The sequence below is a fragment of the Methanogenium sp. S4BF genome (assembly GCF_029633965.1).
GTDB lineage: Archaea > Halobacteriota > Methanomicrobia > Methanomicrobiales > Methanomicrobiaceae > Methanogenium.
In genome coordinates this window covers 242,512-259,629 of record NZ_CP091277.1, presented here as the reverse complement: position 1 = coordinate 259,629, position 17,118 = coordinate 242,512, and the positions used below count along the sequence as shown (strand labels likewise).

The window sequence follows — 17,118 nt, the reverse complement described above, 5'->3', positions numbered from 1 at the left end:
TGCTATGTACGTGCATAACACAGATATGTTTCGGGATAAACGGGATTTCAAGTGTTGTTAATGGATTTCTCAGCAGTTATCATAGAATGGTTCCCATACCTCATTGGGGGAATTTTTGCCACCCTCGGTCTTGTCGCATCTGCGCTCCTCTTAGGTGTGGTTTTTGGTCTGCCAATGGCAGTTGGACAGGTATATGGCAAACGTCCGGTTCGCTTTTTAATAGGCATTTATGTGTGGTTCTTTCGTGGCCTCCCTGTCCTTGTTTTGTTATTCCTCTTCTATTTCGGTATTTTTCCAGGACTCGGGATGGACATCCCCGCATTCTTCGTTGGTGCCACTGTACTGGGGCTGAGAGGTGCAGCCTATCAGTCACAGATATTCCGCGGGGCAATACAGTCAGTGAGTGAGGGGCAGATGATTGCAGCACGTTCTGTTGGAATGACAAAACTCCAGAGCATCAGAAATGTCATACTTCCACAGGCCGTACGTGTTGCACTTCCGGGGTGGTCAAATGAGTATCCCAATATCCTTACCGATTCTGCAGTCTGTTACGCCATCGGCGTTATGGAGCTCATGACACGAACATCACAGATCGTCTCTCAGACCTACATAACCATGCCAATATATCTCACCTGCGCCGGAATATTCATTCTCCTAAATTATGCAGGAATGAAAGTCATACATCTGATAGAAAAGAAGATAGAAATCCCCGGATTTGGAACAGGAGCTGCATAATATGGAGAACAAAGAGAGAATACTCAGAGTTGAAAATATACACAAATCCTTTGGAGAACTTGAGGTGCTAAAAGGAGTCTCGTTTGATGTGACAAAAGGAGAGACCATCTGTTTCATCGGTCCATCCGGTACAGGAAAAAGTACTCTTCTGCGCTGCATCAACCTGCTGACCCAGCCGGACCAGGGTTCTGTTTGGCTTGGAGATGAGGAAGTCACCAATTCAGGCAAACAAATTAATCATTTCAGGCAGAGAATCGGAATGGTCTTCCAGAATTTTTTCCTCTTTGATCACCTGACAGCGGTGCGAAATGTAGAAATCGCTCTCATCAAAGTCAAGGGGATGAAACCAAAAGAGGCCAGAGAAAAAGCACTCAAAGAACTCAGACAGGTGGGCATGGAGGAGTGGGCAGAGCACTACCCGGCAGAACTCTCCGGAGGTCAGGCACAGCGGGTATCAATTGCCCGTGCACTTGCAATGGACCCTGATGTGATCCTCTTTGATGAACCGACCTCAGCGCTGGACCCGGAGTTAACGAGGGAAGTCCTTGAAGTGATGAAGAAACTGGCTCTCGCAGGGATGACGATGCTTGTGGTAACCCATGAGATGGGATTTGCATGTTCTGTCGCAAACCGTATCATGTTCATGGAGCACGGTGAAATCAAAGAACAGGGATCACCGGAAGAACTCATGAGTGACTCGAAATTTGAGCGTTGCAAGAATTTCATCGGCCAGTTTGACAGTATAAACGGAGATTAAAGCGATGGATCAATCTGAATTTTTATTCCAGATACTCCTCCCGGTTCTGCTGGAAGGGTTGGTAGTCACGCTTAAACTGATCCTGCTTACCGCGCCCTTTGGACTGATTCTTGGAATTCTTGTCGCTATCGGTCGGACCTATGGGTCAAAACCCATTTCCCTTCTCTGCAAGGGTGCGGTCGCATTCATCAAGGGAACACCACTCCTTCTGATGCTCTTCATCCTTTACTTCGGATTGCCTTCGATAGGGATTACTCTTTCAGCATTTGTCGCATCCCTTGTAGGATTCATTATGTGCAATGGTGCCTATAACTCTGAATATATCAGGGGAGCAATCAGTTCTGTTAAAGAAGGACAGATTATTGCGGCACAGGCCCTTGGGATGACCAGAATGCAGGCAGTCCGCCACATTATTCTCCCTCAGGCACTCATACGGGCTATTCCCGGACTTTCAAATGAATTTATTTATCTCATCAAATATTCATCCCTTGCCTACATGCTCACCGTTATTGAACTGACAGGAGCAGGAAAAATGGTCGCAACAAAATACTTTGAATTTACAGAAGTATTCATGATTGTCGGGATTGGGTACCTGATTCTCGTGACCATTACAACAATTGCCGTAATGCTCATTGAGAGAAAGGTGGCAGTTCCGGGAATGACACAGTCAGGCCGGAATATGCTGGACATACTCTGAGAGGCAGAATCTCACACCAAAACAAAGGCGTGTGAGGATATGCCTTCCCAGTAATTTTTCCCACCACCGGGCGAAAGTCCGCCTGCGGTAAGATCATCTGCATCGAAATAAGTAAGAAGGCCCGAAAAATCCTTTTCTGTTCCATCAATCACACTTAATGATCGTATCTCATACTCATCAAGCAAGTCCGGAATGACAGGGAGGCGGTGGGCAGGAAGAGACAGAGAACTCTGGACTTCAAGAATACCTGAGACTGCCCGGGAACTCCCTGAAAGAGAGTGGAGAAATACCCGCCTCCCGGGAAGCATTTCACGCTCAATCGTGGAGAACTGTTCACCAACAAGAATGGTTCCATATACCCCTGCATCACGGATCTCACGCATCATGAGCCCATACAAACTGCAGAGAACACTCTCATATTCCTCACGGTCATGGAATATCCCGTCTTCAATCTTCAGCTGCGCTGGGGAAGGCAGGACTGCCCAGACCTTTCGGGAGAATGCAACTGCGCGCGAAGCATCAGCACGAAGTGATTCAGGGCGCACCCATGGCTCTTCGCACAGAAATCCCGAACGGATACCTCCAAGAGAATCATACACCCTGTCTTTGTAGAACATCCCCCCATAGGCCAGGCGATCAATCCCTTTCTGGTCCCCCAGTGAGCGCTCTATCTTAAATGACAGGAGATCACAGTCCACGTCTTTTTGCCTGCCTGCCCAGGCTGCAAGAGTGGGTACATCCGGATCAGGCTCTTCCCCACCAAAAGACCAGACCGGGAGATTTCTGCGCTTATTCATTGATATTATGTATTTATACCATCAAATGCAAAAAAATTAGGCATGAGTGATTCACCTCTGCTGGTAACCTGCGGACTTCCGTACACCAACGGGCACTGCCATATCGGGCACCTGCGTACATATGTCCCTGCCGACTTCTATGTCCGCCATCTTCGCCATTCTGGAAAAGAGGTTCTCTTTATCTGTGGTTCAGATAATCATGGGACTCCCATCGTTATCTCCGCTGACCAAAGCGGCAAGACCCCCCGTGAAATATCAGAGATATACCATAACCACTTTGATTCGACATTTAAACGGATGAATGTCTTTTTCGACCGGTTTGGCATGACAGATGATCCCACAAATCACCAGCGGACGCGGAAAATTGTACAGTCACTCATCGACAATGGGCATGTCTATCAAAAAACAATAAGCCAGAGTTACTGCCCCAAATGCAGTATGTTTCTCCCGGACAGGTATGTAGAAGGAATCTGCCCGCACTGTGGCGCCCATGCGCGTGGAGATGAATGCGATCAGGGATGCGGGAAACACCTGGAGCCGGGTGAGATCACGGAGCCCGTCTGCAAAGTCTGCGGAGGAAATGCAGAACTCAGAGATCAGGAGCATTATTTCTTCAGGCTCGGTGATTTCAGCGAATTTCTGCAGGATTACCTTCCGGATTTGGGTGGTACAACGAATGCACGGAATTATGCAATCGGGTGGCTCAAAGAAGGACTGCATGACTGGTGCATCACACGAACACTGAACTGGGGAGTGAAATTTCCCGGCAATGAGGATCTGGTTGTTTATGTCTGGGTTGATGCACCAATCGGATACATGGCATTCACCGAAGAATGGGCAAAGGAGAACAATGGCAATTGGGAACAATTCTGGCGCGGCAGTCAGCCAATCGTCCATTTTATCGGACAGGATATCATATATCACCACTGTGTCTTCTGGCCCGCAATTCTGAAAGGTGCAGGGTATGCAACACCAGATGCAGTGGTCGCAAGCGGCATGGTTAAAATCAATGACAAGACCTTCTCCAAGTCACGCGGTTATGTAATCTGGACAAACGATGATTATCTGGATCAGGGGCTTCCTGCAGATTATCTCCGGTATTATCTGCTTGCCTATACATCACATACCAAAGAACTCAACTTCTCATGGAAGATATTCCAGGAAAGGATCAACAACGAACTGGTAGATACCCTGGGCAATTTCCTGTACCGGACACTCCATTTTGCTGCAAACAAACTGGGAGGCATTCCTGAAGGAAAACCGGATGCTGAAATCTGTGAGAGAATTCAGACAACACTCGACAGTGTCAATACTGAGATGGAACGCTATGAGTTCAAGAACGCAATCGATGAGATGATGGCACTCGCCGGGTATGGCAACTCATATATTCAGAATAATGCACCATGGAAACTGATAAAAGAAGACCGTCAGGCAGCAGAATCGGTGATCCTTAATTGTATGCAGATTGCAAAGGCATGCACATTGCTCTTTGATTCACTCCTTCCGGAAGAATCACAGAAAGCATGGGAGATGCTGGGATATACCGACAGTGTTGCAGCGCACACCATCACAGAAGCAACAGAAGGATTTGCACACAATAATCTTCCAAAACCGTCCATTCTATTTGCAAAAATTGAAGATGACACACTGAACACACTCGAAGAAATTATGACAAAAAGGATTCAGGAAGCAGAAATGAAAGAAAATACAGAGAATCAGAATACAGAAGTTCAGACAGACGAACGGATCAGCATAGATGAATTTGCACGGGTTGAACTAAAGGTTGCAAAGATTCTCTCGGCAGAAAAAATTGAGGGGTCGAAGAAACTGCTCAAAATCCAGGTAACCCTTGGAGATGAAGAACGCCAGATAGTCAGTGGAATTGCCCAGTATTACACTCCTGAAGAACTGGCAGGAAAATCCGTTGTTGTGGTGACAAACCTGAAGAAAGCAAAACTCTTTGGCGTAGAGAGCGATGGGATGATTCTTGCAGCAGGGGATACTGCATCACTCCTGATTCCAAACGATGACGTAGAGCCCGGCACAAAAATCCTTTAATTTTTTTTGTGACATACTCATTTTTAGTACCTTCCCTGGCCACCCTGTTCTTCAGGAAAATAGTATCCAGTCGCTCGCATCCCGGGAAGAAACAATTCAGTTTCCGGACCTTCTGATATTTTCGACCAGACACGTATGTTATAATTAACTTCGTGAATTCCAATCAAAGCTACAGAGCCTGACGCCGCGGTCGCTGTTGTTTGAAATCAATACATCATTGTCGTCATGAAAGTTGACTGAACACCTGTGCCAGCCCTCTCTTCAGGATATACGTGAAGAGAAGCGAATGAACAATGGGTTCACTGGTACAGCATACAGAAATGTCCAGCACTGCATTATGATAAACACCAGAAGGGTCGGAGCCTGCATGGACCCTATATCATAAAATGATCACGAAATACACACAACAGTCACTGCGATAAAACGACCATCCAAAACAATTTCACATGCGGCACCGAACATCACCCGGATCCATATAATGGACGATGTCTGATTCTGCTAAAATAAGATAAAAGAATAAACGGACCTGGAGGGATTCGAACCCCCGACGTCCGGGTTAGAAGCCCGGCGCTATATCCTGGCTAAGCCACAGATCCAACAGATTCTGCGTTATAAGGTTGCTTTTATGGATGATAAAATGAATGGATGAGATATCATCCTGCACGATAATGAGACGGGCGAATTACTTCCACATAGGTGGGTTCTCCCCATCCGGTGCCTTCCACGGACTTTGCCATCGCACCATTCAGATATCGCACCTGAATCCGCGCAGACATCCGTTCACGTTCTTCATAATGATAGGGAGCCGCGTATTCTACCAGCCGTTTCATATTGATCGTCAAAGAGATCACCTGCACTATAATTCCCCGGTCTCCGGCAGTAAAGTCATCCAGATCTACCGGTGTCAGCAACACAACATCGCCAGGTGATACCACCGTTAGAGAGATCAGGTTGTGTGCGCTCTGAAGCTCCAGCGTGCGTGGCTTCCCTTTCTTCAGTTCTTCAATGACATGTGGCCCAATCCCGGTGAGTGCAATACACTTAAGCGTACAATCCATCATCATCACCCGTACATCGGAAGGTGTTCTTTCTTCACCGGTTGCTGTTCAGCCTGTTCAACCTGTTCTGCCATCTGCTGCAACGATGCCTCAATTTCAGTTGCCTGTTCAATCAGTGGATCAATACTCACACCAAATCCAAACAGTTCATTCAGAACAGTCATTACGGATGCTGCAGCCCGGGGATCCGGGGCATTCACCGATTCCCCCATAAGTCCGATTGCCAGTGTGCCGTTTACCTTACACTCAGTAAGAACAGTCCCTGCAATTCCGGTGATGCTTCCCATGGGGAGAATCTCTGTTTTGTCACTGATCATTTCAAGTCCAGTTTTCTCGGTTGCAACCCCGAAAACCCGTTTTTCAACGTCATTTGTGACAATCCCTGCTACAACCACCACTTTACTTACCGGAAACGCAGAGAGCCATTCCAGGATGCCATTCCCCACTTCATAACAGATCATTGGATGAATGGGAACATCAGAAATGATAAGAATATACTGGTCTTTCTGAAATATCCGCATCGGGGCGTTGACAATCCCGTCAACCATCATTGCAAGCGGCGGAAAATATTTGCTGGTGATATTCCCAATATGGTCAAACTTCAACTCATCGATCATATGGGCAAGTGCTATACTCCCGACAAGCCCACTGCCGGGGAACCCCAGCAATACAACGAGGTTCTCCCCTTCAGGGTCACGGGATTTAATTCTTATGTCATCCATCTCCATCACAGTCCTTGATACCTCTATACTGGTAATGAGTTGGCACAAGTATAAAAAAGGATTTCAGTATGAGGAGATTTCAGATGCCTGATTATCTATAGAGTCAAGACCAACAATCATAATATCTGACGTCAATACATCTGGTATGCAGGAATATCCAATTAAAAGGGGATATACCAAAGAATTTGCGACAAGAATGGTAGATGGCCTTACAGAATTCTTTGGTGAGACAGCAGAGGAAAATGAGGGGCACTACCTCATCTCGTATGGATCATTCAAACGTTTTGAAGTATATACCGGTGAGAAAGGAAAAACCCTGATTGTAGATTCGGATTCAGACATGTCGATATTTGATCGTCTCAGTGAAGACGAGGCAAATGAAATGGTCCTTGATACAAACAGAAGATTCCGGCAGTATCTGGAGCATGTCACCGGCTATAACACAAAAGAACGGAAAAAGAATGCAGAAAAAGCTGCAAAAAAAGCAGAATAATTTTTATTCCCTTTTACTGAACAACTATTGCCGGTTTGAATGGCAGTGCTGCCCGTGCCTTGGGATGAGAACTCTCTTCAGCATTGATAACTGAGACTGAGACACCAAACTCACGCTGCAGGAAGTCCCTCACTTCATTAAATACAGCCAGTTCGTCCAGCTTGTTCGCAGCAATCGAAGACACCAGTTCAGGTGGGAAGCGGTGTATCTGGTTTGTGATCTGTTTTGCGGCATCTGTTGCCTCCTTCCCGCGGCTCTTCATCTCATCATTCTTCATAATCTCGCCCATCACCTTCTTACGGTCAGATGCGGAGGCGATGATACGGAAGATATCCCACTTCCATTCAGGGGCCACATAGAGAGTGATTGATTCTGTCTCGATCTGAATCAGGCGTATAATGGATTCAATATCCTCCACTGTCCGGGACAGAAGTTCTTCTGACAGTTCAAGGCCTGTGTTGACAAGGGAAGAGTCAGGCTGTGGCCAGGACGCAAACCCAACCGGTTCACCTGAACCAACCATAGTCCAGAGTTCTTCACAGGTGTAAGGGATAAATGGTGCAAGCAGCCGAACCCATACCGGTGCGATGGTATTGATAACCGCTGAACTGCGGATTCCCTCCGGAAGACGGCGACGGTACCATTTCAGATCCGATTCAATGCTGAAGTAGGCCTCCTGCAGCGCCTGACGGGTCTGGAAGGATTCAAGGGCATTTGTTGTCATCTCAATATGCTTCTGCATTCGTGAAAGGACCCAGGCATCAATATCGTAGGTGTCTTCAGACTGAATGCCATCGTTGATGGTGTTCCAGAACCGTTCTATCTGTTTACGGACAGAAGATACCAGTTCATTCCTCCAGTCAAAGTCCTGCCACGGTTCGGCACTGCCTACAAGGAACATCCGGACTGTGTCGGCACCGAATTCGTCAAGGGCATCCTCAAGAAGAATCACATTTCCCTTGGATGAAGACATCTTGGCTCCTTCCAAGAGACCCATTCCAAAGATAACCATACCCTGCGGCCGCAGTTCAGGAGGGAAAAGGGCGTCATGGTGGAACAGCTGGAATGTCAGGTGATTGGAGATGAGATCCTTTGCTGAGAAACGGAAGTCATACGGATACCAGTACAGGAATTCCTGCCTGAGCTCATCAAGAATTTCCCGGGGAACGCTTTGGGGATCTCCCTGACCAAGGAAGATATAATCAAAGACATCCGGGGTGAGCAGCCCAGGTTCAATGTTCCGGATTTTGTGGGATATGGTATAGTATGACATATACATGGTAGAATCAGACAGCGGTTCAACCAGCCAGTCTTTATCCCATGGCACTTTGGTCCCCAGCCCAATTCTCCGTGTACATGCCCAGTCGTTGAGCCAGTCAATAGTGCGGGAAAATTCTGCCCTGACTTCAGGAGGCACTAATGTCACAGATTCCAGATCACTATGAACATTCTCCTTCCATTCCGGGTCGCTGTATTTCAGGAACCACTGGTCGTGCAAAATCCTGACATACACCCGTGTTCCACAACGGCAGATGACATTCCTGTTGTCAAACTCAAACATCACTGCAGAGCCGTAGCGCTCAAGCATAAGTTCAGAAATCTCGTCACGCGCTTCTTTTACCGGTTTTCCACCATATTCCGGAAGCATCCGTCCTTTTGAGTGTTCTGCATTATACACTTCCTGTGTCAGGACTTCCATGGCCGGATCATTCTGGTTGCTGATACCTGCCCGCTCAACCGCATCCTGGGCAGGGCATCTGCCATACCCTTCGACAGTAATCAGAGGCACCGGAGTAATATTCAGGTATTTTCCCTGCTGCTGAAGGTCGCGGAGCGCAATATAGTCAAATGGTGCATGAGCCGGTACACTCATCACAATGCCTGTTGCCATATCAGGATCGACAAAGCCCGCCGGTAAAATCTGCACATCCCCACTAAGAGGATTAAACGCCGTCTGATCAACCAGATCTGCACCGGAGATATCTCCATCCACGATTACATCGTGATCCTGCAGACGGATCTTTTCTGTTGCCTCAGGGGAGAGAATCCATTTCTGGCCATCGACACGAACCTTCCGGTACATGACATCAGGGTTCACCCAGAGATTTGTCACACCATAGGTCGTCTCAGGCCTGAGGGTGGCACAGGGAATGATATACTCATTCCAGCTGAACATAACCAGCACGTACTTGACAATCTCTGCATGTTCTCCTTCGAGGAGGTCATGATCACCGACAGGATTGTCGCATCCCATACAATATTTTACCGGATGGGCACCCCGCACCACCCTGTTTTGGTCATGCAGATGAAGATACTGCCATTCAATAAATTTGGAGTATGTCGGGTCAACGGTAGTAAACCGCCTTCTCCAGTCAATGGAAAGACCACACCGGCTCATTACCCGCTCATATTCCTGACTGAAATGATGGACGATTGCCATCGGCTCTATAAATGTATCCAGCGTCTTCTGCGGTACACGGTAGAGATCAGAATAGAGTCTGATTGTCTTCTCATCTCCTGCGGCAATCCTGCGTGATATACCGATAACAGGAGTGCCGGTAACATGAAATGCCATCGGATACAGCACCTGGCACCCTTTCATTCTCCAGAAGCGCCCGATAACATCTGGCACAATGTATGTTCTCCCATGTCCTACATGCATTGCACCGGACGGATAGGGATATGCAACGTTCAGGTAGAATTTATCACTCGTACCGGGGTCTGATTCAAACTGTGACCGCCAGATTTTCCCATATTTTTCTTCAAAGTTTTTCATATCAAATGATTGCACGTATATCGCCCCACTCTGAAAGGTAATCCCTGAAATATTGTTCCCAAAAATAAAGTTAGTTTCCTACCGGCTTAAGGCGAATTGACTCACCCTCCTTATACCGGCGCAGCATGTCCTGTGCAATTCCACTGGTCTTTGAGATGATAATTTCACCATTATCATTCACCGTTGCTGTGAAAAGGTATTCTTTTCCACCAAATACATCAACGATTCTTCCGCTGTTTTCCGGGGATCTCACGGTAAGATTCTTTTTGTCGACATTAAGGTCAATTGACTGGCCATTCGAAGCAAGACCTTCTCCTGATGGCCTTCCTTCCTCGGAAACTTCATCAGTTACCGGTCCGAATTCAGAAAGCGGCTTAATATCGATACCAATACTCAGTTTATTGACAATGCCTGCAACATTCTTACCCCCTTTCCCAATTGCAGCCGGCACATCCCTGTCATCGATATAAACAACAGCCTTATTATCAGAAATCATTTTTACTTCGATGGGTCCATCGGTAAAACGACCAATTTCCTGCTTTATTTCACGTCCTGACAACTTCCACGCAAGATTTTCCTCTTCCGGCATCACTCCCCCTTTCTCCTCCGGAGCGCTATTTGGCATCTCCTTTACAGCAGGGTGTTCTTTTTTAGGTGGAGAAACAGTGGTCACTTCATGTATCTCTGCAGGCAAAACAATTACCTGCCCTTCATAGCAGAACACATCACATATGGAAACACCATCTGTGCAGCGTGAAAGTCGGATTATTGGAGAATTGTGAGAAAGATCCTGCATTCCTGTTGGCTTTCCAACAACCAGATTCATTCCGTAAACAGAAATATTCGCTTTTTCATCAACGAAGATCAGGGTATCGACTGCATTTGCTGTGGTACTGAAATCAACCCTGTTAACAAACCGCTGCAGGGCATCGCAGGGGGTCTGGGAATGGACAACCCCAATGGCACCGACTCCTGCAAGGCGCATATCTGCATATGCCTGAAAATCCTCCTCCACTCGAATTTCATCAAATATAACATGATCCGGCCGTATGAGTATAAGCACCTCCCCGGTCTTCTTCATGCTTCCATCAAGTGCGGAAAACTGTGTGACTGAATCAGGTACCTGAAGATCACGGGGATTCTCCATTGTACATACCTGATGTCCGGATTCAAGAAGGTAAGACACAATAGTCTGAGCCAGCGTAGTTTTTCCGGATCCGGGAGGACCTGCAATAAGAATGCCGGAGGATTTGTGTTCAAGACGCTTTTTTATCTCAGAAGAAAGCAGATTCGGGTTATACTGCTCTCTGAGAACCGGTCTGAATGCAGTTATTTCCATTCCATCAGAAAATGGCCGCCGCACAATCGCAATTCTCATCGAACCGATCTGAACAACGGTCACTCCCTTTCGTTCAACTTCAATAAATCCATCTGGATCGCGTTTGGCCCGCTCAAGTATCTCCTGAGCCATCTGCCGAAGTTCATACTCAGAAAGAGGTGCTTCACGAAGTGACACTATCTCTGAACGCTCGATAGTTCCTTTCCGTGCGGTAGGTTTAACCCGTTCTTTCAGATGGACAGATATTGTTGTTTCATCGAAAAACTGGTCAATACTCAGTGGTGAAAATTCCCCTACCTGTGGTTTAAGATAGAGAACATCCAGACCTTTCGCCTTTGCCACCTCTGCCTGCACGATATCACTGGTGATAAACTGAACATCTTCATATTCCAGTGCAACATTGCGAATGAGTGCATCAATCTCTCCACCGCTTGCCAGTTTCACCTGTTCCAGACTAGGGCGTTTACCCACATACTGCAATTCAATTATTCCTTCACCAGCCATATCTGAAAGTTGCTGGAGTTCAATTAATCCACTAAATCCTATTTCCCTTCCCTGATTTGCCTGTGATTCAAGTTCAGCCACAACAGCTTCCGGTATTATTATTGTAGAACCGTTATATTCTCCCTCCCGTATCATGGAGGTGATGCGTCCGTCTATTACGACGCTTGTATCGGGTACCAATATCATAAAAATATCACCAATCTAATATGATGTCACTCATCCTTTTTATCATATACCTCGTCCGGATCAACCAACCGTCGCGCAATTATTTTTCCGCCAAGTTCACGGAAAAAACAGGTCTCATATCCGGTATGGCAGGGCGCACCGATCTGATGCACAATATACAGGAGAGTGTCCGCATCACAATCGACCCGTATACCTTCAATTTTTTGAAAATGTCCGGATTCCTCACCTTTTTTCCAGATTCGATTTCTGCTGCGGGAAAAATAATGCGCATACCCTGTTGACTGAGAAAGAGAGAGGGCCCGAGCATTTGCATACGCAAGCATCAGAACACGCCCGGTCTTTGCATCCTGTGTAATTACAGGAACAAGTCCTGATTCATTGTAATTAATTTCCATTTCTCAGATAGCTCCGGATAGTACCTGTATGAGTATTGTCATAATATCACCAATAAATATCGCAGAGATAAAACCTGCACATATGGGAAGGATGAATGGAACACCATAGGATATCCACACAGTCCCTGCTTTTCTGTACAGTCTCAGCTCTTCTTTGTACTCCTCTGGATTTCGTTTGAAATCCCTTGTATAAAGCCTTCGCTCCCCACGAATCATTCTGCGAATCGCTTCAGTGAACGAAAGGTATCTGCGCGTCACCATACCATCTTCATCTTCAGTAAATTCCTCCATCACAAATCCGAATTCATCCTGAATGGTATTCCCATCCACCGGAAACCCTACAAACATGTACCGAAGGGGCCCATGATGTCTGCGAAGGCAGTTAACGGCAAATATACCCAGAGGTGTTATAAGGTTCAGAAGAACTGCATTCAGAATTACAGAGAGAGGAAAAAACGCGATGATCGGGTAACCAGCATACGGCTCAACGGGAAAAAGCGGTACACATGCAGTAATGAAAATCATCGCCCATGCATCCGCACCTCCAAAAAGATGCAGATACGCTGACCCGGCATAATAGAATATGCAGAGCATCACTGACAGCATAAAAAGACCAGATGCAAACCGTACAGAATCAGTGAACAATTCAATATACGTAAGCACTGCCATAGGAATTGCAATAAAAAGCATCGGATACCATGTTTTAAAAGGGACCCTTCGTTCACGCAGATCCAGCACTGATGCATACAGAAGAGTAAGCGCGATAGCCGCTGATGAAAGAACAAGTGCCTGATATATCATAATCATAAGTTGTTTCGCCATCTCTCCACTTAATAATCATTATTGAACGGAAGGAAAAGGTGACAGATGGCAGTGAATATCAAAATCTATTAATTAACCAAAACAGTTGTTTATTTATATTTTTTGTTTATTTTTAAATTTAATCAAAAATACAGAGAATTCATTCATTTCCACATAATAAATGAACTCCGATCATCCATCGGAAGGACTTTTAGTTATTAATCACACCTTTTAATAATTGCTGTTTACCAGCGAGGAGAAGTCCCGAATTCTTCTCTCTATGAAGGGTTGATACATGATAGAAATCAAGGTTGACGAAGATGCCTGCGTCGGTTGTGGCCTTTGCGTTAAAGACTGCCCAATGGAAGTACTTCAATTACAAAATTGCGTTAGTTATCCGGCCCATCCGGAAAACTGTATGGGGTGCCTTTCATGCCATGAAATCTGCCCTGCTCAGGCTCTTGAGCACAAAGGGGCTGTGCCATCACGAAGAATGTACATCAGTATGAAGGTTTGCACCATGCTTCGGAAGGTGATTTAATAGTGCCTGCAAGCTACATAGACGAAGCAAAAAAGCAGTTCAAAACAGATCTCGTTTTTAAAGCCGAAGATGTGCCATTGAGGTGTGACCCACCTGCAGCAGAATTTGAAGTCACTCTGCATGGCCTCATGCAGATGAACGGCTATATTATTAAATCTCTGGAGGAGATTGCCGGCAGGGGAGCAAATGCTGTTACATACCGGGCGGGTAAAAAATTCGGACACGAAGTCGCGAAGTATTTTGAGAAAAAGGATGATGTGGAAGATGCGCTCCGTGAACTCTCATATATTCTGCATGGACAGTATTCCTTCGAACCATGGAAGCCTGGCGATAAAAGCGACTACATCGTGGAAGATGAAAGCGGCACTTTCATATATCTGGTATTTCATGACTGCATTGTCCGTCAGACACTAAGACGGATAGGGGAGGAACAGGGAGGACCCTTCTGTCAGACACTGTGCGGGTATGTCGTTGGTGCTGTTGAAGAAATCACCGGAAAACGAGGCAAACTGGAAATAATTCACACCGGACCAAATGCCTGCCTCAAAAAACTGATCCTGAAATAATGGAGGAAATAGATGAAGATTGCAATAGAAGAACTGGCTGGTTGTTCCGGCTGCACAATTGCTGTCCTTGACCTCCATGAAGCAATCCTGGATCTGGTTGAAGCCGCAGATATTGTATATTCCCCCGTAATAATGGACGTGAAAGAACCTCCTGAAGATATTGACATTGCTTTTGTAACAGGAGCAGTGCGCAATGAAGAAAATCAGGAGCGCCTGAAAAAAATACGGAAGAATTCCCGGGTGCTTGTAGCACTTGGCACCTGTGCATGTTATGGAGGGATATCAGGGCTTTCCATGATGAGCAGCAGAGAAGACCTGTTTAAAAAAGTATATACTGCTGTTGATACTGTCAAAGATGGGGGCATAATACCGCATGACGTGCCGGAATTCCTATACCGTGTTTTTGCCGTTGGAGATATGGTAAAAATTGATTACTATATTCCGGGATGCCCCCCAAAAGAGGCACGGCTAAAAGAGATCATCCTTCCGCTGATCAAGGGAGATAAAATATCTCTGTCCAGAAAATCGGTCTGCTCAGAATGCGACCGTAAAATGGGTGAAGTTAAGAACTGGTCACTTAAACGTCGCCATGTTGGAATTCCCGAAAGGGATACTTGCCTTCTGGGTCAGGGCTATCTCTGTCTCGGCCCGGTAACATTCTGTGGATGTAATGCTTCATGCCCCAAAAATAATGTGCCCTGCCACGGATGCAACGGGCCATCTCTTGACATTCTTAGAGAGCCATGCAGGGACATATATAATCTGATGGTCAGAAGAATTGCTGATCTGACAGACATTTCTGAAAAAGAGATTCAAAAAGAACTCTACGACGTTGGACATACAATGTATGCGTTTACCATGGGAAGCGAGGTTATGGAGGATAAAGAGATCTCGAAAATCCGTGAAGTCATATCCCAGGAGGGGAACAGATGACCCGGATAAATATCAGTCCGGTCACCCGTATTGAAGGCCATGCAGAAGTGCGCATTGATCTCGATGGCAGTGGGGGAGTTGAAAGTGCACATTTCAATGTGGTCGAACTTCGGGGATTTGAAAAGTTCATGATTGGTGCAGCGGTTGAGGAAGCTCCAAGAATAACCCCACGTATCTGCGGAATATGTCCGACTTCTCATCATGTAGCATCAGCGATGGCATGTGATCAGATCTTTGGTGCCCAGATCCCGGATACCGCAAAAAAACTTCGGGAATTGCTGATGTACGGGCAGTATGTACACTCACATTCCCTGCATTTTTTTATGCTGGCAGCCCCTGACTTTCTCATTGGTCATGAGGTGCCTCCAGAGGAGAGAAACATCCTGAGCCTGGTAAAGAAAGAGCCACAAATAGCAAAAAATGCAATAAAAGTCCGAAAATTTGGCCAGCGCCTGACAGAAGCTATTGGGGGAAAACCAATTCACCCATCATCTGCCATTCCAGGCGGAATGTCACACCCCATTACAGAAATACAGAGACATGAACTGCTTGAAATGGCAGAAGAAGCACGGACGATAGCTGAAGACTGCTGGGGTCTTGCACGGGATATTCTGGATAAAACAGACCTCTCTTTCGGGGCTGTTGAGACAGCATTCATGGGTTCTGCAGAGAATGGCAGATATTCAGTAATGGGCGGTTCGACAAAAGTCATTGACGCCGGTGGCTCCCCGATTGCTTCATTTACCGGAGAGGGATATGCCAATCTCATCGAAGAGTATTCAGAAGACTGGTCATATCTCAAATTTTCCCGTCTGAAAGATGGACGTTTTTACCGTGTTGGTCCTCTTGCACGTTTGAATATTGTTGATTCAATGGGGACACCAGCGGCAGATGCGGCTCTCGAGGAGTACAGAAATAAATTCGGGCGACACGTCCAGACAACACTGGCATACAACCCGGCACGCTATATTGAATTCCTCGCATCCTGTGAACGTGCAGTAGAAATTCTTAGCAACCCTTCAATTACATCAGCTGATGTCCGGACAGAGGTGGATAGTGTGATCAGCAACCGGGGTGTTGGAATTATCGAAGCACCCCGTGGAACACTCGTCCATGACTATACCGTCAATGATGAGGGATTTATAGAAAAATGTAATCTGATTGTTGCAACATGCCAGAATAACTGGGCAATGGACAGGGGTGTCGAAAATGTTGCACGAAAAGTTGTTTCCGAGGGGAAAATTTCAGACAGCGGTAAAAATCAGATTGAGATGGTAATCCGTGCCTATGATCCCTGTATCTCCTGTGCGACCCATGCAATTGGAAAAATGCCGGTTAAATTCACCATTTTGCCCAAAAAAGAAAATCTTAAGCCAAATAATCAGAAAAACGGAATTGGTGTTGAAGATGCTTAAATCAATATTAATGGAATTCCTCAGACTGGATGGAATTACAGCATCGGTTGTTGTCGGAAGAGACGGATTTGTGATCGAGAGTGCAGAGAAAGGAAATATTGACACTGAAGCACTTGGCGCAATGGCATCGACCGGAATGGGAACCTCTGAAGCCATGGGTGCTGAACTGGGTCAGGGAGAGATGATCCAGATGCTTGTGGAGTGTGAGAACGGACCTATTCTCCTTTCACCGCTCTCTGATGATGAACTCATTGCGATTGTCGCGGAAAAAGACGTGAATATTGGAAGAATTCGGTATGAACTAAAGAAAAACCGTGAACGAATTATTGCTGCACTGTGATAAAA

Annotated in this window: 17 protein-coding genes and 1 tRNA gene; 10 read left to right on the top strand and 8 right to left on the bottom strand. The window is 46.2% G+C overall.

The genetic code is table 11. The features are described 5' to 3' along the window. The first annotated feature begins 60 nt into the window (after positions 1–60). From L1S32_RS01245 to L1S32_RS01235, 3 genes are read left to right on the top strand one after another with little or no spacing between them, the layout of a single operon-like run. Positions 61–735, top strand: a complete 675-nt coding sequence (locus tag L1S32_RS01245; RefSeq protein ID WP_278155571.1) for an amino acid ABC transporter permease — start codon at positions 61–63, stop codon at positions 733–735. A 1-nt stretch (position 736) separates the two neighbouring features. After that, the gene (locus tag L1S32_RS01240; RefSeq protein WP_278155570.1) at positions 737–1,492 is read left to right on the top strand and encodes an amino acid ABC transporter ATP-binding protein; all 756 of its coding nucleotides are present in this window, start codon (positions 737–739) and stop codon (positions 1,490–1,492) included. Positions 1,493–1,496: 4 nt separating this feature from the next. Beyond that, positions 1,497–2,189 (top strand): amino acid ABC transporter permease, encoded by a 693-nt coding sequence (locus L1S32_RS01235; protein WP_278155569.1) that lies wholly within the window; start codon positions 1,497–1,499, stop codon positions 2,187–2,189. A gap of 11 nt (positions 2,190–2,200) precedes the next feature. Here L1S32_RS01235 and L1S32_RS01230 read toward each other — a convergent pair whose 3' ends face one another. Next, positions 2,201–2,986: a hypothetical protein gene (locus tag L1S32_RS01230; RefSeq protein WP_278155568.1), complete on the bottom strand. Its 786-nt coding sequence runs from the start codon at positions 2,984–2,986 to the stop codon at positions 2,201–2,203. 42 nt (positions 2,987–3,028) lie between these two features. Between L1S32_RS01230 and metG the strand changes: the two genes are divergently transcribed. Further along, positions 3,029–5,044: a methionine--tRNA ligase gene (metG, locus tag L1S32_RS01225; protein ID WP_278155567.1), complete on the top strand. Its 2,016-nt coding sequence runs from the start codon at positions 3,029–3,031 to the stop codon at positions 5,042–5,044. Between the two features lie 521 nt (positions 5,045–5,565). Here metG and L1S32_RS01220 read toward each other — a convergent pair. The 3 genes from L1S32_RS01220 to L1S32_RS01210 form a co-directional block, all read right to left on the bottom strand. Then, positions 5,566–5,640, bottom strand: a tRNA-Arg gene (locus L1S32_RS01220). A gap of 57 nt (positions 5,641–5,697) precedes the next feature. Then, positions 5,698–6,102: a DUF473 domain-containing protein gene (locus L1S32_RS01215; RefSeq protein ID WP_278155566.1), complete on the bottom strand. Its 405-nt coding sequence runs from the start codon at positions 6,100–6,102 to the stop codon at positions 5,698–5,700. Between the two features lie 5 nt (positions 6,103–6,107). After that, positions 6,108–6,824 carry a proteasome assembly chaperone family protein gene (locus L1S32_RS01210; RefSeq protein ID WP_278155565.1) on the bottom strand — a complete coding sequence of 239 codons (717 nt, stop codon included), beginning with the start codon at positions 6,822–6,824 and terminating at the stop codon, positions 6,108–6,110. 145 nt (positions 6,825–6,969) lie between these two features. On the opposite strand from L1S32_RS01210, the gene L1S32_RS01205 reads away from it, so the two are divergent. Next, complete coding sequence (locus tag L1S32_RS01205; protein WP_278155564.1) at positions 6,970–7,317, top strand: DUF5611 family protein; 348 nt, start codon at positions 6,970–6,972, stop codon at positions 7,315–7,317. Between the two features lie 13 nt (positions 7,318–7,330). Here the strand turns inward: L1S32_RS01205 and leuS are convergent, their stop codons facing one another. The 4 genes from leuS to L1S32_RS01185 all read right to left on the bottom strand — a co-directional run bounded on the left by leuS (position 7,331) and on the right by L1S32_RS01185 (position 13,324). Then, complete coding sequence (gene leuS, locus L1S32_RS01200; protein WP_278155563.1) at positions 7,331–10,093, bottom strand: leucine--tRNA ligase; 2,763 nt, start codon at positions 10,091–10,093, stop codon at positions 7,331–7,333. 70 nt (positions 10,094–10,163) lie between these two features. Continuing rightward, entirely contained in the window at positions 10,164–12,122 is a 1,959-nt protein-coding gene (locus L1S32_RS01195; protein WP_278155562.1) for a PINc/VapC family ATPase, read from the bottom strand. A 26-nt stretch (positions 12,123–12,148) separates the two neighbouring features. Then, entirely contained in the window at positions 12,149–12,517 is a 369-nt protein-coding gene (gene hisI, locus L1S32_RS01190) for a phosphoribosyl-AMP cyclohydrolase (protein ID WP_278155561.1), read from the bottom strand. Between the two features lie 3 nt (positions 12,518–12,520). After that, positions 12,521–13,324, bottom strand: a complete 804-nt coding sequence (locus L1S32_RS01185; protein WP_278155560.1) for an A24 family peptidase C-terminal domain-containing protein — start codon at positions 13,322–13,324, stop codon at positions 12,521–12,523. Between the two features lie 289 nt (positions 13,325–13,613). Here L1S32_RS01185 and L1S32_RS01180 point away from each other — a divergent pair, with 289 nt between their 5' ends. Genes L1S32_RS01180 through L1S32_RS01160 form a run of 5 tightly spaced genes read left to right on the top strand, consistent with a single transcriptional unit; the run spans position 13,614 to position 17,113 of the window. Further along, positions 13,614–13,859, top strand: coding sequence for a 4Fe-4S dicluster domain-containing protein (locus L1S32_RS01180; protein WP_278155559.1), 246 nt, complete (start codon positions 13,614–13,616; stop codon positions 13,857–13,859). A 2-nt stretch (positions 13,860–13,861) separates the two neighbouring features. After that, on the top strand, positions 13,862–14,425 hold the full coding sequence (locus L1S32_RS01175) for a hydrocarbon binding protein (contains V4R domain) (protein WP_278155558.1): 564 nt from the start codon (positions 13,862–13,864) through the stop codon (positions 14,423–14,425). Positions 14,426–14,437: 12 nt separating this feature from the next. Then, positions 14,438–15,358 carry a F420-nonreducing hydrogenase gene (locus L1S32_RS01170; protein ID WP_278155557.1) on the top strand — a complete coding sequence of 307 codons (921 nt, stop codon included), beginning with the start codon at positions 14,438–14,440 and terminating at the stop codon, positions 15,356–15,358. Next, the gene (locus L1S32_RS01165) at positions 15,355–16,773 is read left to right on the top strand and encodes a Ni/Fe hydrogenase subunit alpha (RefSeq protein ID WP_278155556.1); all 1,419 of its coding nucleotides are present in this window, start codon (positions 15,355–15,357) and stop codon (positions 16,771–16,773) included. Before L1S32_RS01170 ends, L1S32_RS01165 begins: the two co-directional genes overlap by 4 nt. Next, positions 16,766–17,113, top strand: a complete 348-nt coding sequence (locus L1S32_RS01160; RefSeq protein ID WP_278155555.1) for a roadblock/LC7 domain-containing protein — start codon at positions 16,766–16,768, stop codon at positions 17,111–17,113. Before L1S32_RS01165 ends, L1S32_RS01160 begins: the two co-directional genes overlap by 8 nt. The last annotated feature ends 5 nt before the right edge of the window (positions 17,114–17,118 follow it).

What these genes read in the sequence shown, in the direction of transcription:
- L1S32_RS01205 (WP_278155564.1), top strand. Translation starts at nt 6,970, where the DNA reads ATGCAGGAATATCCAATTAAAAGGGGATATACCAAAGAATTTGCGACA.
- L1S32_RS01170 (WP_278155557.1), top strand. Translation starts at nt 14,438, where the DNA reads ATGAAGATTGCAATAGAAGAACTGGCTGGTTGTTCCGGCTGCACAATT.
- L1S32_RS01185 (WP_278155560.1), bottom strand. Translation starts at nt 13,324, where the DNA reads ATGATTATGATATATCAGGCACTTGTTCTTTCATCAGCGGCTATCGCG.
- L1S32_RS01240 (WP_278155570.1), top strand. Translation starts at nt 737, where the DNA reads ATGGAGAACAAAGAGAGAATACTCAGAGTTGAAAATATACACAAATCC.
- leuS (WP_278155563.1), bottom strand. Translation starts at nt 10,093, where the DNA reads ATGAAAAACTTTGAAGAAAAATATGGGAAAATCTGGCGGTCACAGTTT.
- L1S32_RS01180 (WP_278155559.1), top strand. Translation starts at nt 13,614, where the DNA reads ATGATAGAAATCAAGGTTGACGAAGATGCCTGCGTCGGTTGTGGCCTT.
- L1S32_RS01245 (WP_278155571.1), top strand. Translation starts at nt 61, where the DNA reads ATGGATTTCTCAGCAGTTATCATAGAATGGTTCCCATACCTCATTGGG.
- L1S32_RS01235 (WP_278155569.1), top strand. Translation starts at nt 1,497, where the DNA reads ATGGATCAATCTGAATTTTTATTCCAGATACTCCTCCCGGTTCTGCTG.
- L1S32_RS01230 (WP_278155568.1), bottom strand. Translation starts at nt 2,986, where the DNA reads ATGAATAAGCGCAGAAATCTCCCGGTCTGGTCTTTTGGTGGGGAAGAG.
- L1S32_RS01195 (WP_278155562.1), bottom strand. Translation starts at nt 12,122, where the DNA reads ATGATATTGGTACCCGATACAAGCGTCGTAATAGACGGACGCATCACC.
- L1S32_RS01160 (WP_278155555.1), top strand. Translation starts at nt 16,766, where the DNA reads ATGCTTAAATCAATATTAATGGAATTCCTCAGACTGGATGGAATTACA.
- hisI (WP_278155561.1), bottom strand. Translation starts at nt 12,517, where the DNA reads ATGGAAATTAATTACAATGAATCAGGACTTGTTCCTGTAATTACACAG.
- L1S32_RS01215 (WP_278155566.1), bottom strand. Translation starts at nt 6,102, where the DNA reads ATGGATTGTACGCTTAAGTGTATTGCACTCACCGGGATTGGGCCACAT.
- metG (WP_278155567.1), top strand. Translation starts at nt 3,029, where the DNA reads ATGAGTGATTCACCTCTGCTGGTAACCTGCGGACTTCCGTACACCAAC.
- L1S32_RS01165 (WP_278155556.1), top strand. Translation starts at nt 15,355, where the DNA reads ATGACCCGGATAAATATCAGTCCGGTCACCCGTATTGAAGGCCATGCA.
- L1S32_RS01210 (WP_278155565.1), bottom strand. Translation starts at nt 6,824, where the DNA reads ATGGATGACATAAGAATTAAATCCCGTGACCCTGAAGGGGAGAACCTC.